Raw genomic sequence first — 16,516 nt, 5'->3', positions numbered from 1 at the left:
TTAATTCTTATTACCAAAAATGATCTTATGATGAAGAAGGATTTTTCATAAAACATCACGAATAGTATACCTTATGAAACTAGAAACTAGGTGCACCATCTATGGATAAAACGAAACTGGAAAAAGAATTAAGTAGCTATATGGGAAGGTTACTTCGTGAAAACTTTGGAAGAGGTCCTGGAGGTGTATTCACCGTCATTTCTCCTCCTTTTATAACCGTTTATTTTAAAGCCTTTTTATTACCTTTAGAAAAGGCTTTGTTAGACAAGGGACAAGTTATCTATGTTCAAAAAACACGTGATTTGTTAATGGAGACTTTAATTGAAGAGATAAAAGGATATATACAATTAAATATACATTTAGATATTAAAGAATTTTATTATGATTGGAATTTAGAGCTGCAGTCTGGGATGTTTATCATGATCCATTCTGATAAAGAAAACATAGCTAATCATTCCTATAAAAATCAGAAATTGCTGCATAAAGAAGTTGAGGAAGTAACTCAAAAAGCAGAAAAGTTCCCTCATAATGTTTCTTCTTATCTATTAGATCAGCGAACACTTCTTATAATCAGGGAAGGTATTATGGTAAGTATAGAGAAAGAATTAGTTCAATTAGGATTTGAAGAGAACCTTACATTAGCTAAAAGAAATCTCGAAAAAAGACTACTTCATGAACATAGTCAATCATTAGAAGTAATTTTAGATTCAAAGGTAACAGATATACTAGTCGCATGGGACTTTCATAAAGATAAAAGTACAATTCTTCTGATTTTAAACCCAACTTCATAACGGCACTGATAAGCTAGGCACTGAACTAGATGTAGGCCAAAAAGAAAGGTTATCTAACCTTTCTTTTTGGCCTATTGTTATTTTACTACTATTAAAATAAAGAAAGTGGTGATACTTATGCTATTTCAATCGGATGAAGGAAAGGAACCTTTAACTGTTGAGATACACACTGAAGTGGATATAGTAGAAGCACGTCAGAAAGGGCGAATGTTTTCTAACTGCTTAGGCTTCAGCACACTTGATCAAGCCCGAATTATTACGACTATTTCAGAATTATCCAGAAATATATATAAATATGCCACTACCGGAAAAATTACAATGGAAATAATAGAGAAACAACCTGAAATAGGACTCAAAATAATAGCTATAGATAAAGGGCCAGGCATTAAAAATATTCAAAAAGCGCTGGAAAGTGGCTATACAACGTCAGGAGGATTAGGCGTTGGTTTATCAGGGGTGAAAAAATTAATGGACGAATTCACCATATCATCTCAAGAAGACCATGGCGTTAACATCCAGGTTATAAAATGGAAAAAAAGAAATAAGTAAAAGGAACACAAGTTAAACTGTAAACGTTTATCTACAGCAGTAGGTAAAGATTTGTATAGATTTATGAGTAGCTAGACTGAAAAATCTATTTTTCATTAAGCCCTATTAAGGTCAAGAAATTTTAAAAAGTTTAAGAAAGAACGGACTTCCTCTTTACAAAAGACTCCTTTATTGAATAGAAGATAGCTTCTAAAAACATCATCCCCTGATGATCCGGCTCTAGGATAAGGTTAAGATATTTCACATGCGTGAGTTTGTACCTTCAGCATGTGCTTCTCCTCTATTAACTCTTAGCAGTAGGACAAAAATGTTTCTTCGCAGTAGTCACAAGAGGCTTAGAAATATGAGAAAAAGGTGTAGAAAATTATGAGCAATTATATTTAATCGTTAAAATAATTGATCATAATCAAGTCTCAAAAACCATAGATTCTTGGAAATTATTAATAATGATAATTGTGATATAAACAGTACAAGTATATAATTGTGTGAAAAAAGGATGGATACTATGCCGATTAATTCGTTTGAAAACTATCCGATGAGCTGGAAACCATCTGTTGATAAAACAAGAAAGCCTATTTACCAAGCCATTGCAGGACAATTGGAACAGGATATTATCAAGGGAGTTTTATTACCTGGAACAAAACTTCCTCCACAGAGAGAGCTAGCCGATTATTTAGATTTAAATTTGAGTACGATTTCAAAAGCATTTAAAGTGTGCGAGCTAAAGGGTTTATTAAGTGCTACTGTTGGAAGCGGTACATTCGTATCGTATGATGCGTTATCGAATGCGTATTTACTCGAAGATAGAAAGCCTAGCCACTTAATTGAAATGGGCGCGACACTGCCAGACAATGATTCATACGAGCCGCTTCTCCTTCAACTAAAAGATATGCTACAAGAGACTGATTACGAAAAGTGGTTTAGTTATGGGAGGCCAGGTGAAAGTCTTTGGCAAAAAGATGCAGCTGTAAAGCTGATGAGAAGAGGCGGATTCAAAACAACAGTTGATCACATTTTATTTGCAAATGGAGGACAAAATGCAATTGCTGCAATACTAGCGAGTCTTTGTCAGCCTGGAGATCGCATCGGGGTTGATCATCACACTTATCCAGGTTTAAAAACGGTTGCAGCTATGCTTAGTGTACAATTAGTACCGATAAAATCAAAGAATTATGAAATGAGTCCAACTGCTTTTGAATATGCATGTAAAAATGATAATATTAAAGGCATTTACTTGATACCAGACTACCATAATCCAACTGCTTGCTGTATGTCTGTTGAAAACCGAGAAAGGCTTGCCGTGATTGCAAAAAAATATAACCAATTTATTATTGAAGATGCAACGTATCATCTCCATCATGAGCAACCAATGCCAGCAGTGGCATCATATGCACCAGAACAAGTCATCTATATTGCGAGTTTATCAAAATCAATAGCACCAGGGTTACGACTAGCATATGTAGCAGCGCCTAGTCGATTCAAAGAGCCTATTTCAAAAGCACTTTATAATTTAAATATATCAGTTTCACCATTATTAGCAGAGCTAACAGCACGTATTATTGTGTCAAATCAATTTGAACCCTTAGTAGAGAATCATCGTCAACAAGCTATTCTCAGAAATCGAATTGCAAATCAACATTTAGAAAATTACACGTGTTTAGGTATGGAAACTGGTATATTTCGTTGGTTACTATTACCAGAAAAGATTACAGGTGCTGAATTTGAAACATTAGCTGCACAGCAGGGCGTACAAGTGTATGCAGCAGAACGCTTTGTAGTGGGAAACAGTTGTCCAGACAGAGCTGTAAGGATCGCTGTCTGTGCACCGAAAACGATTGGAGAGCTTGAGCAAGGATTGGTTATCCTTAAACGTTTACTTAACGACTATTTATAATATTGTTTGCCATACAATTATAATATTGTATGGTTTTTTTATGCGTGTTATGATAATCCAAATCTAGTGAGAATATTTTTAAAAATAGAATGAGTTTTCTGAAAGGAAGGTTATGATGGTAAACGAGGATCATGTAAAAGCTTCAGACACCCAATCAACTTGTTTACAAGAATTTGTTAATTCACCAGAGAAACAAAAAGCTTTATATAAACGAACCTTATTTGTTGTAAGTGTTTCTCAAATCTTTGGCGGTGCAGGATTGGCAGCAGGAGTTACTGTCGGTGCACTTATTGCACAGCAAATGCTTGGTACAGATGCCTATGCAGGAGTACCGACGGCTCTATTTACTTTAGGATCTGCAGGAGCTGCTTGGTTAGTAGGAAAGCTTTCTCAAAAAAAAGGGCGTCGTGCAGGACTTACGACGGGTTTTATTCTAGGGGGAGTTGGAGCAATTGGTGTTATTTTTTCTGCCATTCTTAATAGTGTTTTTCTTCTTTTTCTTTCGCTCCTCGTTTATGGATCCGGAACAGCTACTAATCTACAAGCGCGTTATGCAGGAACAGATTTAGCCAAAGCAAAACAACGGGGGACCGCTGTTAGTATGGCCATGGTTTTCACTACATTTGGAGCCGTTGCAGGTCCGAATTTAGTTAATGTAATGGGAGATTTTGCTCTTTCTATTGGTGCTCCAGCACTTGCGGGACCTTTCATTTTAGCAGCAGTTGCATATATAGTAGCTGGTCTTGTATTTTATATTATGCTGCGTCCGGATCCGTTACTGATTGCAAGAGCAATAGAAGCGAATAAACAAGAACGTGATGCTCAAAAAAATTTAATAAATACTGAGCGATCAACGAACAAAAAAGGAGTGGCTGTTGGCGCCACAGTTATGGTCCTTACTCAAATTGTAATGGTTGCTATCATGACCATGACACCTGTGCACATGAAACATCATGGCCACGGGCTAACTGAAGTAGGAGTTGTAATTGGCTTTCATATTGGTTCTATGTATCTTCCTTCATTATTTACAGGGATTTTAATTGATAAAATTGGACGAACGGCGATGACAATTGCTTCAGGAATTATCCTTCTTTTAGCTGGGCTGGTAGCAGCTATGGCACCGAGTGATTCAATGGTTCTTCTAGTGGTTGCTCTATCGTTACTTGGAATTAGGATGGAACTTAGGTTTAATTAGCGGGACAGCTCAAATAGTGGATGCTACAGAACCATTAACACGTGCGAAAACACAAGGTACTATAGACGTTTTAATTGCTTTAGCGGGAGCTTCCGGAGGAGCTTTATCCGGAATGGTTGTGGCTCAATCAAGTTATGCCGTTTTATCATTAAGTGGAGGAATTGTATCTTTGATATTAATTCCGGTTATCATATGGGCTTATAGAAGTACAGGTGAAAATAAAGTTAAAGTAGGTCAAGGACTTTAATTTATCTGCGGTATGGAAGCCCGGCGCTGAAATAAATCATGTCACTCAAATTTACTTGTATTCTTCCACTTCCGTTTAAAGAATTGAATTCTTTTTTACAGAGACTACATTGACATTTCAATTACACGAATGACCTTCTACCTAACAGAGGAGAAGGTTTTTCGATTTTAATTATTCATTAAGACTAATATTAATCGCCGCGTTGTTTATATTGTTTAAAATAGTTTTATTTCTTAACTTAATCCTACCCGACAAATAATCATCCTTTCTCAAGCACGCTAAAAGCATACGTTTATGATATATAGATTTTGATGTAATCTTTGGAACATTTCTACCCGTATGAGGGACGCAATAGAGGAGGGAGTGTGTAAAGAGTTTCCCCCTCACTTAACTCAGTTATATATACAAAGAATACTCATATACATTTATTGAATGGCTTCTTTAAACTTGTCACGAAATAAAACATAATTCGATAAAGAGTGCATAGGAGGAAAAAACATGTTTGTTCATATAGTTCAACCTGGTGATACGCTGTCTTCAATAAGCAGTAGATATGGTTACTCCATTGCTCAGCTTAGGAGTGTGAATGGGTTAGAAGAAACGAATATTGTTCCAGGTCAGGCCTTACTTATAGCTTCTTATGTATACACAGTTCAACCTGGTGATACAATGAGCAGCATTGCTAAAAAAGCTTATGTATCCTTAGAAGAATTAAAAAGGATTAATTCTTCAGTTCATTATAATTATTTGCAGGTGGGAATGAAAATAAAAATCCCTAACATATCCAACTACATTGCAGGTACACTGCAATACTATGCTGTTCGAAATCCAGAGTTAGATCGCAGCTTAATTACTGATTTTGCAACTTATTCCTCGTCCATTTCTATCTTTGAATATCATTTTGGCAGCAATGGAGATATTATGAATGATTTAAACGATTTAGTAGCGATTGAAACGACTTGGAAAAACCGAGTTACACCGTTAGTTACGATTACTAATCTAACTTCTGAAGGATTTAGTTCTGATCTTGCCCATCAAGTTTTAAATAATCCTCAGGCAAGAAACAATCTTGTTAATAATATTTTTTATTTAGTATCTAGAAAAGGCTACGGGGGGGTGAATATTGATTTTGAACGTGTAAAGGCCGAGGATAGAGATCTTTTTACAGGATTTTTACGTCAGCTTGGTGAACGTTTAAAACCTGCAGGGTACGTGTTGACCATAGCGGTTCCAGCGAAGACAAGCGAAGATATTCCTTGGTTAAAAGGGTATGATTACGGGGGAATAGGTGCCGTTGTTAACTATATGTTCATTATGGCATATGATTGGCATCATGCAGGCAGCGAACCAGGGCCTGTTGCGCCTATTACTGAAGTAAAAAGAACAATAGAATTTGCGATAAAAAGTGTTCCGCGAAGAAAACTTATCATTGGAGTCCCTTTGTATGGATATAACTGGTCAATTCCTTACAAGCCTGACACAGTAGCATCTGCTATATCCAATCAAAATGCGATTAAAACAGCGATGAGATATCAGTCGCCCATCCAATATTCTAACGAGTATAAATCCCCATTTTTTCAGTATAGAGATCAAGCGGGGCAAATGCATGAAGTATGGTTTGAAGATGTAAGAAGCATGAGTGAAAAAATGGTGTTAGTTCGTAAATTTGGTTTGCAAGCAATAGGAGCTTGGCAATTAACACTTGGATTTACGCCAGGGCCTTGGCTTTTAAAGAAATTTTTCACTATTAGAACGGTATAAATAGCATTGGTTTTTATGGATTAATTTAGATGTTTTTCAGTTAACAGTTATTCGATATACGTTATTAACAATAAAAAAATTCTATTTATAGTAACTTATAAGAAGTTGGAGGTACTGCCATGGCAAAAAGGATAGATGTCTCAATAAAGCAGCATCAATTAAAACTATATGATGGAGCTAAATTAGTAAAGACATATCCTATTGCTGTAGGGAAAATGATTACGCCAACTCCAACTGGAAAATTTAAAATCATTAATAAAGATACTACCCCTCCAGCTGTATTTGGTCCCTTATGGATGGGACTATCAAAACCTACATATGGAATACACGGGACTAATGATCCAGCTTCTATTGGCAGAGATATGTCACATGGATGTGTCAGAATGGACAATGAAGATATTCTAGAACTTTCCTCTGTAGTTCCCATTGGAACGCCGGTTTACATACATAAATAATAGTTTAAGAAGAGCACGACTGTTTACATTTAGCTAATTGTCGAGATCGAGGGTATCAAAGTTTAAGTAGATGCTATACAATCATGGGCTCTTTGTACAAAAACAAAAAAGTACCCCGATTAACAGAGGTACTTTTAGCATTTTAACTTATTTTGATGATGGAGACGTAGTAACTTCTGGAGACGTCACTTTGTCATAAAAATCTACGAATTTGTCACGATCCTCGCTATCACGGTAAGCCATAGCAACACGTGGATGTTCATTCAGCACACCAGAAATCATGTAAGGAATGATATAGCCCCATTCCCACTTTTGACGCATTTCAAGCATATGCTTTTCAATTACGCCAAGAATCGGCTTCATCTCATAGCGTGGTTTTGGTATGTAGCTAACAAGCAGCTCTGTGTTACAGTTACCAGCTGCACGGCCCATACCATAAACAGATGAATCAAGGAATGTAACGCCACTGCGCATTGCAGTTAATGTATTAGCAAAAGCTAGCTGCATGTTGTTATGGGTATGGATCCCAAGCTGTTTGCTAGGAATCATGGCTTGAAACTTTTTCACTTGATGCTCAATATCCGCAGGGTCTAGGCTTCCAAAGGAGTCAACGATATATACAACATCTACGGGGCTTTTCTTTACCATTTCAAATGCTTCAATAAGCTGATTTTCCGGTACGCTAGATAGTGCCATAATGTTAAGTGAAGTCTCATAGCCCAAATCATGAAACATTTTTATAAGCTCTAAGCCTTTATCTACTTCGCGAATATAGCATGCCACTCGAATCATATCTAACATACTTTGTTCACGTGGCAGAATGTCATTTGGATCTACACGCCCAATATCTACTAAGGCAGATAGCTTCGTGAACTTTTTCTCAGGGATAATTTCTTTGAGAAAGTTATCGTCAAGAAATCTCCATGGATTGGGCTCAGTTGCTTGAAGAAGCTTAGGTGAATTTTTATAACCGATCTCCATGTATTCAACGCCGGCTGCGCTTAGGCCGTTATATAAGTCTTGCACAAATCCAACGCTAAAATCCCAATTATTAATTAAACCTCCGTCACGAATGGTACAGTCTATAATTTTGCTATTATGTCCCATGGTAGTTGTTTCCTCCTATGTATTCTATTTATATAAATATTGTTTTAAACTTTATCGCTTTTATGCTTTTAAGTGCTAAACTCTCCTATTGTGTTTATACCATGACTGATTCAGGGGCGTCAATGTATTTTCTAAATGTTTCACTACTTTACTGCATTTCATGGTAGGAGATGCTTCGGCTTTTTATCCGCTTGATGCTCTTAAAACAACACCAAGTTCAGCACTACAACCCCTAGTATATACAAATACAACCTTTATTACATCACTACTTACTGCAATAAAGATTGTTTTTTAAGTGAAAACGTTTATTAAGGAGGGAACTGCCATTAGTATCTAGGTTATAGGTTTAGATTGCTCTATAATTAATCCATAAATTTGGGAAGAGATTTAAAACCTGAGAAATAAGAAACTTTTTTCGCATTAACAGTTATATAGGAAGTAGTAGCTGTTACTTAATCATTTTAATTTACTTGTCTTTACATCGTCCAAAACGTAAGAAATGATAAGAGTATAGAGGTAATAAACATCGCAATCACCGGCTTTAATGCTTTTGTTCGAAGAGCCTTCAAACTTACATTTAACCCTAGCCCGACCATAGCCATTGTTAAAAGAAAGGTAGTTAGAGTTGAAATATCATCCATGATCGTTTTAGGTATTATAAGGTGCTTACCAACGACATAACTCCCAAAAATACTCATGATTATAAAACCTATTAAAAACCAAGGGAATTCAATCTTGGTATCCTTTTCAATTTTTCCTGTTCGCTTCATCCAGTACATTAAGATAAAGCTTAATGGCACAAGTAAGAGCACTCTGCCTAACTTAGCCAACAGTCCAATAGCTAGAGCATCGCGTCCAGACGGTGCTGCAGCTAGAGCTACATGGGCAATTTCATGGAGGCCTACGCCTGACCAAATTCCATATTGAATATTCGTTAAATGGATGTAAGGCCTTAAAATGGTATATCCAATCGCAAATAGGGTTCCCACTAAAGCAATAACACCAGCTCCGATAGCTGTGTCTTCTTCTTTTGCTTTTACAATCGGAGAAACAGCTGCAATAGCTGCAGCACCGCATATTCCTGTTCCTATCCCTAAAAGAAGGGATAAACCGCTATCAGCCTTCATCCATTTGGCTAGAAAAACCGTTAAAACAATCGCAAATACAGCCGTTCCCACATCCCGAAGCAACAATCCTAACCCTTGATGAATAACAACATCAATATTAAGCTTTAGGCCATATAAAATGATGGCATAGCGTAACAGCTTTTTAGAAGAAAATTCAATTCCAGATCTTATTTTTTCAGGGTACCCCAAAATTTGACGATAAATGACTGCCATTATAATTGAACAGGCTAGTGGACCGATATGATTAAACCCCGGGACTTTTGCTAAGCCATAAGCAAGTAAAGCAAAAAGAAAAGTAAAAGCGACTCCTCCAGCCGATACAGAAACAGTAGGTGACGTCCGGATATTTATTCGTGAGAATAGATTTTGCTTTTGAGCTTTATTTATATTTATCATGCATTTCATCTCCAATATAGATTCTTATCAAGTAAAGCTTCACATAAGAAATATGTACTTTAACTATAAAAGACAGTTTATTATTAGTAAAATATAGATAAATCATAATTATAATTAAAAATATTAATGAATGATGCAAAAAAACAGCAAATTGATTTTCAGTGACTCTGAAGATCAACTTGCTGCTTTTATTGGTTTTTATCCCTAATTACACGTTTTGATATCTGAAATATAGTCCATAAACTACTAATTTTACAAAACTGCATAAAAATATAGGTTCTTATGAGAGAAAGACAGCCTTGCTAGTTGCTAAGCCTTTTTTACGTCTATACCATAGCAATATCAAACTGCCTAATACGCAAAGGAAAGACACTAATTGAGCTATTCTGATATGAGAAGTTAGCATTAAGCTATCTGTACGCAATCCCTCTATAAAAAATCTTCCTATCGAATACCATAGCAGGTAAGTAAGAAAGACTTCGCCTCTTTTTAACAAGGATTTTCTTAGTACGATTAGGACAAGAACACCTATTATGTTCCAAAGTGATTCATAGAGAAACGTAGGATGATAGTAGGTTCCATCGATATACATTTGGTTAATAATAAAATCAGGTAAATGTAAAGTTTCTAAAAACTGACGTGTAACAGGTCCGCCATGTGCTTCTTGATTCATAAAGTTTCCCCACCGGCCAATAGCTTGTCCTAATAATAAGCTAGGAGCTAAAACATCAGCCATTTTCCAAAAAGAAAGATTCTTTTTTCTGCAAAACCATATAGCTGTTAATACAGATCCAATAATTCCACCGTGAATGGCTATGCCTCCATGCCAAATTGCGATAATTTCACTCGGATGTTCTTTATAATAACTCCATTCAAAAAGCACGTAATAAATTCGAGCTGTAATGATAGCAATCGGTAGTGCTAGCAGAAGTAAATCAGAGATGGTTTCTGAAGAGATCCCTCGTTTCTTTCCTTCTTTCGAGGCTAACAAGAAGCCTAAGAAAGCTCCTATCCCTATAATGATTCCATACCAATGGACTTCAAGTGGACCAAGGTGGAAAGCGATAGGGTTTAAAGGTTGTGTGTGCTGGTTCATGATTTTTCTCCTTTACTTCATATCGGTTGTCTTGCATTTTTTGAGAGTAGTATTAAATTAGAGTGCCTTTTTAGTATATCTAATTAGATAAAAAAAGGACAATTTTTGCTTACGAACGATCAATATTTCTTTGTCTACTTTAGTGTAACAGAATAGTCTCCTTAGAATAGTCAAAATTAAAATAGACAGTACATTGACTTAATTACCAAAATATACTATTCTTATTTTGGACAATATACTGTCTAAAATGGAGGGTGAATATGGATATTTATAAAGAGCTTTTTCTAATGCAGCAAACTTACGCTACTTTATTTTCTCTGGCAAATAAAATCCAAGTAAAGGGTGATAAATCTCTTGAACTTTTAACATCAAGACAGCATATGGCGATGGTGGCAATTGCTCATTTACCTAAAGATGAAACAACATTGAATAATATTGCTAGAAAATTAGGAACTACAAAACAAAGCGTCAAACAGTTAATTACCATTATGGAAAAGAAAGGTTATGTGGACGTAATTCCTAGCAGTAAAGACAAGCGTGCAGTTAACGTAAAAATTACAAAAGCGGGAAAAGAGGCACTGCTTGTTGTTTCTGAAAAAGGAATCTTCTTTTTAGAAGAACTTTTTAACAAGTTCTCAACTGAAGAGTTAGAAATAATGTGGAAACTTTTAAAGAAACTTTATAGCTTTGATGGTGAAGAACACGATGGATTTGAAGAAGAAGGCGACATCAAAATGGATGAAGATCACACTGAATTACAGTTGAGAGTAATAAGAGAGTTTGAAAGTCGAAGAGTTCAAGCAATTGATAATATGAGAAAGAATATATAAAAAAACTCGAGAGGCTAATCTAACTTAAAGCATATCGATTAATCCTTTTAAAATTTTAAAAATAAAGGATAAGGGAGAGCAATCATTATGTTTGAAATCAGCGATGAAACATTACGATTAATTAATAAAACCTGTAAAGAAAAAAAGCACTTGAAACTAACCGTTGGCTACTTAACGGACAATCAGTCTATTATAAAAGTCTATAATGAAAGCGGTGAAATTGACTCGTCAAAAAAATATCATTATGAAATTGGTTCTATTACGAAAACTTTTACGGTATCGCTGTTATCAAAATACATATTTGAAAACAAGGTGTCGTTAAACGACTCTATACAAAAATACATAAAAGAACTTAAAGAAGACATGTATTATCCTACATTGCTCCGCCTCGCTACTCACTCTTCTGGATATTCAGGAAGCTTACCTTTAAATAAAAGGGAATATTTTAAAATAATTTTAGGTTTGATTTTTGGCGGAAGTGATTTGAGCAAAAATAATCCGTTGCATATGGATTTTAACAAAATGAAGATGCTAATCGAAAGAACTAAATTGAAAGAAGTAGATTATTCATGGAAATATTCCAATTTCGGCATCTCACTTATTGGGTATGCGTTGGGAATGGTATCGGGAAAGGGATATTGGGACACTATGAATGACTTTCTCCATGATGAGCTTGGACTAAAGGATACTTGTTTAGGCAGCTCAAATAATAATTTACAGGGTTATGACCGCAAAAATAATGATTGCGGTAACTGGCATTGGGACAAGGGGAATTTTATATCACCTTCAGGGGCGGTATCCTCAACCGCTGACGATTTACTTAAATACGCAAAAATAAATATGTACGAAGATAAACTATATCTGTCTTTATGTCATAAAAAACACGGCAATGGAACAAAGAAGTTTGATATGGGTCTTGGATGGCTGCTTTTAAAGAAAAACAATAATGTAGTGTTGCACGGCGGTGGAACAGGATGCTTCAGCTCCTTTTTAGGGATTGATAAAGAAAAGAAAGTTGCGTCCGTCGTTTTAGCTAATTATAGACTAGGCAGAAATGATGACGAGAATATAGGAATAGCTTTATTGGAAAGTCTACGGAAGTCAAAAGATATATAAGAATAGTCTGCAAAAAAACGAAGAAAATTAGTCTATTACAGTTCACCTTACCCCTTTAATTTCAATTAATTGAGAGATTATCATCGATATACCGACCCTCAAGAAGCGTAGATACCGCTTCTTTTTTTGATAAAACCGTGCTATTATCATTAAGGTTTGTGAAGAACAGAAGATTTTTGTCTTTGCATACATTCTTTTGGTATAGTGTTAGAAATAAGGAGTGGGTAAGTTGGTTTTTACTGAATTTTTCCAGCAGTTTCCCGTAAAGGTTTTAACGGTAGCGCTGCTGATTATACTTATCGTTTATTTTATTCGTAAATTTATTAAGCTTTTCTTTGACAAAACGAGCTTTTTAGATGAAAAACGAGAAGAGACCTTGATGCATTTTTCTAATCAGGTGACAAGAGTAGTAGGCCTGGCTTTTTTCTTTATTTATGTGCTTAGCCATTTCTTTGACTTCGGAAAGATTCTCACTAGTTCAGTAGTGTTGGCCAGTGCCCTGGCAATAATCCTCCAGCATATCATTCGTGATTATATAATGGGACTGACTTACTTGTTTGAACGTCAGATCCATCACGGAGATTATGTTATTCTCAACGGAAACCGCCAAGGGAAAATAGAGGAAATTACGATGCGCTACTTAAAGATTCGTCAGTATGACGGCTACCTCTATACCGTCTCATATAGCAACATTACGGAACTTCAGAACGGAACCCGAGGAAGGCGCCGGGTAAATGAAAGTCTTATTCTCAACTATAGACAAAACCCTGACGATGCCTTCAAAGTAATGGAGCAAGTAGCACAAACATGTAACGAGAAATATGGTCAATATTTGTTGAAAGATGTGAATGGAATTCCTATAGAGAGCTTTCAATTCAATCAAATTACTGAACTGAACGTAGATTTTAAAGGTCACCAATATTCATTATCAGGCCTTGTAAAAGAAGCTGATTTTGTAGAAGCGGGCCAAAAGGTGAGATATGAACTCGCAATGGCTGCCTACAAAAATGACCTTATGATGGCTGAAAGCTTCGAGACAAGCCATTAAAAATAAAACTCGTCCCCTATTTATATACAAGATTTTATATTTAAGAAAAAAACACCCTTTTAATTTTTTTAAAGGGTGTTTTTTATTTTAAAGAATATCTATTAAGTACTTCTCCAATACAGATTAATTATCCGAAACCGAAAAAATTATTTAGTACATCTAAATTATTCTTCTAACAACATGGTAAAATTAAACAAAACACTCAAAAGGTAAAGGGGGATTAACTATGTCGCAAAAATCTAATTATACAAAAATCAACTCAAAAATGTGGGATGAATGGGCTTCATCAGGAGGAGAATGGTCATTAGCTATTAACCATCAAGATTTTGTAGATGCAACTCAAGGTAATTTTGATATTTACTTAACACCTTGTAAGCCTGTTCCACATCACTGGTTTATTCCATTTGAAAAAGCAAAAATATTGGGACTTGCTAGCGGAGGAGGACAGCAGTGCCCGGTCTTTGCAGCGCAGCATGCAGAAGTTACAGTGTTTGACTACTCTGATAAACAATTAGAATTAGAAAAAATGGTGTCCGCTAGAGAAGGTTATTCTATTGATTTAGTTAAAGGCGATATGAGTAAGACATTTCCCTTTGAAGATGAGACGTTCAATATGATTTTTAATCCCGTATCAAACTGCTATATTCAAGATGTTGAACACGTTTGGCAAGAATGTTTTAGAGTTCTTAAAAAAGGTGGCGTTCTGCTATCTGGATTTGCAAACCCTGCTCTCTATTTATTTGGCGAAGATGAGAAGGAATTACAAGTGGTTCATAAATTACCTTATGACGGAACTAAAAGTACGATAGAAAATGATGAAGAACTTATAAAGAACGGCGGTGTACAGTTTAGTCATTCTTTAGAAACTCAAATTGGAGGACAGCTAAAAGCTGGATTCACTCTACAAGCTCTTTATGAAGATCATCACCACAAAGGAAAAATCACTGAATATATGCCTTGTTATCTGGCAACTAAATCCATTAAATAATAGTTGGTTATCATGTTGAATGAGTTACCTCAACTTTTTCTAACAGACGATCAAAGGGGGACAAGCAATTTTGTTCATTCCTATACTAGCCGAATAGATTAAAAAAATACATTTTAGAAAAGAGATTTCCACCTAAACATAAGACAATAGAAAACTTTTTCTATTGTCTTATGTTATGAGTTTGATTCTTCATTTGGATAAAGAACAAAATCATATAATTCGCCTCTTAACCGATCGTTATAAAATTCAATTTTACGATTTAAAATGTCTAAACTCTGTTGTAAAGTTTGTATCTCCTGTTGCACAAGGTGTTTGCGGTTTTCAAGTAGATGTAATCTCTCTTGGATTGTTTTATCACCTATCGCACGCCATTTAGTGTATTGTTTTAACTCTGTTATTAACATACCTGAATTTTTTAAATGGAGGAGAAACTTCGCCCATTCAATATCATCATCCGTATATCTTCGTAAATTATTCTCATCCCTATTAGGTGTAAGCAAACCTTGTCTTTCATAATATCTGAGTGAACTTGCTGTTACGCCAAGGATTTTTGCAAATTCTCCAATTGAATAAGCCATCGTATTCACCTTTTCTATCATTTATTTGGACTAATACTGAATGCTTAAAATCAGTTATATATAATTGTTTTTTCTTTAGTATTGTCTCCTTATATCTATTGAACTTATCATTTAAAGTCGACTTTAAGTCAATAATGAATTTCTTCTTAAAACATCGACATTCTCTTGTTGACTTAAACCTAAGTTTAAGCATTATACTACATCTGTTGTAACGATCAAAATAGAAAGAAAGGATGAGAGAGAGATGCCGGAAAAACAAACCGCAGGACGAGAACTGTTAGGGGAATTTGCTCCAAAGTTTGCTGAGCTTAATGATGATGTTTTGTTTGGCGAAGTATGGGCGCGAGAGAAAGAGTTATCTCCGCGTGATCGAAGTATGATTACAGTTTCTGCCTTAATTGCGGGTGGAAACTTTGAGCAATTAACGCCGCATCTTCAAAAAGCAAAGAAAAACGGAGTAACCAAAGACGAAATTGTAGAAGTGATTACTCATCTTTCGTTTTATGCAGGGTGGCCCAAAGCATGGTCTGCTTTTAATATTGCTGAAAAAATTTATATCGGTTAAAAGGAGAGAGAATAAATATGAAGCATGAAAAATTAAGTAATAGCACAATCTTTCCATTAGGACAAAAAGTGGAAGCCAACTTTAGTGGAGATGCCTATTTAAAAATGGTATTTACAGACGAAAAGCCGCTTAACACATCTATTGGAAATGTAACTTTTGCTCCAGGATCTCGTAATAACTGGCACTCTCATAAAGTTGGACAAGTATTATTAGTAACAGCTGGAGAAGGCTGGTATCAAGAAGAAGGTAAAGCAGCACAGTTAATAAAAAAAGGTGATGTCGTGAACATCCCGCCAAATGTGAAACATTGGCATGGCGCCACAAAGGATAGCTGGTTTGTGCACTTAGCAATGACACCAGGAGAAACAGAATGGCTAGAACCTGTTGATGATGAATGGTTTAATAAGTTATAAGCATAACGTATATATGCCGTTTTAAGAAACTGATCACATGATTACTCGCTTTTCATTTTATGGCTAGCAGCAATTGGCTCTGAAGAACCCAATGAAAAGCTTTTCAGAGATAAGAAACAAATCGATTGGTAACACCCGTGAGTAAAGATCAAAAAAGATTTATAAAGAGAAAAGCTGTATGTAAAACTAAATGAATTATTACTTGCTGAATTTGTTGCTAATGCGTACGTCAGCGTAGTTGAGTGGTGGCTCAAAAATGAAATGCCATATTCACCGTGAGAAATGGCAGAAAAAGCAGGAGAGCTTTTAGAAAGAAACTTATAAACTTAGGTTTGGTTGGACAAAAGCTTTAAAAGAAGA

At 35.6% G+C, this 16,516-nt stretch carries 15 protein-coding genes and 2 pseudogenes; 13 read left to right on the top strand and 4 right to left on the bottom strand.

Going from position 1 to position 16,516, the window contains the following annotated elements:
* Positions 1-101: 101 nt before the first annotated feature.
* The 6 genes and pseudogenes from AC3WJG_RS20510 to AC3WJG_RS20485 all read left to right on the top strand — a co-directional run bounded on the left by AC3WJG_RS20510 (position 102) and on the right by AC3WJG_RS20485 (position 6,892).
* Positions 102-791, top strand: coding sequence for a Na-translocating system protein MpsC family protein (locus tag AC3WJG_RS20510; RefSeq protein ID WP_337133334.1), 690 nt, complete (start codon positions 102-104; stop codon positions 789-791).
* Between the two features lie 117 nt (positions 792-908).
* Positions 909-1,340, top strand: coding sequence for an anti-sigma regulatory factor (locus AC3WJG_RS20505; protein ID WP_098579001.1), 432 nt, complete (start codon positions 909-911; stop codon positions 1,338-1,340).
* Positions 1,341-1,845: 505 nt separating this feature from the next.
* Positions 1,846-3,234: an aminotransferase-like domain-containing protein gene (locus AC3WJG_RS20500; protein ID WP_098579002.1), complete on the top strand. Its 1,389-nt coding sequence runs from the start codon at positions 1,846-1,848 to the stop codon at positions 3,232-3,234.
* Positions 3,235-3,346: 112 nt separating this feature from the next.
* Positions 3,347-4,676: pseudogene (locus AC3WJG_RS20495) on the top strand (MFS transporter).
* 498 nt (positions 4,677-5,174) lie between these two features.
* Positions 5,175-6,437: a glycoside hydrolase family 18 protein gene (locus tag AC3WJG_RS20490; RefSeq protein WP_337133333.1), complete on the top strand. Its 1,263-nt coding sequence runs from the start codon at positions 5,175-5,177 to the stop codon at positions 6,435-6,437.
* 119 nt (positions 6,438-6,556) lie between these two features.
* Positions 6,557-6,892, top strand: a complete 336-nt coding sequence (locus AC3WJG_RS20485) for a L,D-transpeptidase (protein ID WP_013082624.1) — start codon at positions 6,557-6,559, stop codon at positions 6,890-6,892.
* Positions 6,893-7,039: 147 nt separating this feature from the next.
* Here the strand turns inward: AC3WJG_RS20485 and AC3WJG_RS20480 are convergent, their stop codons facing one another.
* The 3 genes from AC3WJG_RS20480 to lgt form a co-directional block, all read right to left on the bottom strand.
* Positions 7,040-7,999, bottom strand: a complete 960-nt coding sequence (locus tag AC3WJG_RS20480) for an aldolase catalytic domain-containing protein (RefSeq protein ID WP_097823763.1) — start codon at positions 7,997-7,999, stop codon at positions 7,040-7,042.
* 476 nt (positions 8,000-8,475) lie between these two features.
* Complete coding sequence (locus AC3WJG_RS20475; RefSeq protein WP_060745046.1) at positions 8,476-9,522, bottom strand: YeiH family protein; 1,047 nt, start codon at positions 9,520-9,522, stop codon at positions 8,476-8,478.
* A 280-nt stretch (positions 9,523-9,802) separates the two neighbouring features.
* Positions 9,803-10,618, bottom strand: a complete 816-nt coding sequence (gene lgt, locus AC3WJG_RS20470) for a prolipoprotein diacylglyceryl transferase (protein ID WP_028410060.1) — start codon at positions 10,616-10,618, stop codon at positions 9,803-9,805.
* 260 nt (positions 10,619-10,878) lie between these two features.
* Between lgt and AC3WJG_RS20465 the strand changes: the two genes are divergently transcribed.
* From AC3WJG_RS20465 to AC3WJG_RS20450, 4 genes are all read left to right on the top strand, one after another.
* Positions 10,879-11,448 (top strand): MarR family winged helix-turn-helix transcriptional regulator, encoded by a 570-nt coding sequence (locus tag AC3WJG_RS20465; protein WP_337133332.1) that lies wholly within the window; start codon positions 10,879-10,881, stop codon positions 11,446-11,448.
* Between the two features lie 87 nt (positions 11,449-11,535).
* Positions 11,536-12,564: a serine hydrolase domain-containing protein gene (locus AC3WJG_RS20460; RefSeq protein ID WP_337133331.1), complete on the top strand. Its 1,029-nt coding sequence runs from the start codon at positions 11,536-11,538 to the stop codon at positions 12,562-12,564.
* A 229-nt stretch (positions 12,565-12,793) separates the two neighbouring features.
* Positions 12,794-13,612: a mechanosensitive ion channel family protein gene (locus tag AC3WJG_RS20455; RefSeq protein WP_013056437.1), complete on the top strand. Its 819-nt coding sequence runs from the start codon at positions 12,794-12,796 to the stop codon at positions 13,610-13,612.
* 226 nt (positions 13,613-13,838) lie between these two features.
* Positions 13,839-14,600 (top strand): class I SAM-dependent methyltransferase, encoded by a 762-nt coding sequence (locus tag AC3WJG_RS20450; protein WP_337133330.1) that lies wholly within the window; start codon positions 13,839-13,841, stop codon positions 14,598-14,600.
* A gap of 173 nt (positions 14,601-14,773) precedes the next feature.
* Here the strand turns inward: AC3WJG_RS20450 and AC3WJG_RS20445 are convergent, their stop codons facing one another.
* Positions 14,774-15,178 carry a MerR family transcriptional regulator gene (locus tag AC3WJG_RS20445; RefSeq protein WP_060745052.1) on the bottom strand — a complete coding sequence of 135 codons (405 nt, stop codon included), beginning with the start codon at positions 15,176-15,178 and terminating at the stop codon, positions 14,774-14,776.
* Between the two features lie 244 nt (positions 15,179-15,422).
* Between AC3WJG_RS20445 and AC3WJG_RS20440 the strand changes: the two genes are divergently transcribed.
* From AC3WJG_RS20440 to AC3WJG_RS20430, 3 genes and pseudogenes are all read left to right on the top strand, one after another.
* Positions 15,423-15,743, top strand: a complete 321-nt coding sequence (locus AC3WJG_RS20440; RefSeq protein ID WP_098333442.1) for a carboxymuconolactone decarboxylase family protein — start codon at positions 15,423-15,425, stop codon at positions 15,741-15,743.
* Positions 15,744-15,760: 17 nt separating this feature from the next.
* Positions 15,761-16,156 carry a cupin domain-containing protein gene (locus AC3WJG_RS20435; RefSeq protein WP_060745053.1) on the top strand — a complete coding sequence of 132 codons (396 nt, stop codon included), beginning with the start codon at positions 15,761-15,763 and terminating at the stop codon, positions 16,154-16,156.
* Between the two features lie 201 nt (positions 16,157-16,357).
* Positions 16,358-16,435, top strand: a pseudogene (locus AC3WJG_RS20430) (TetR-like C-terminal domain-containing protein); the annotation flags it as partial.
* Positions 16,436-16,516: the final 81 nt, after the last annotated feature.

The sequence above is a fragment of the Priestia sp. FW507-14D1A genome, from assembly GCF_058781295.1.
Note: the sequence above shows the minus strand (reverse complement) of the source record. Positions and strands in the feature narration are given on the sequence as shown.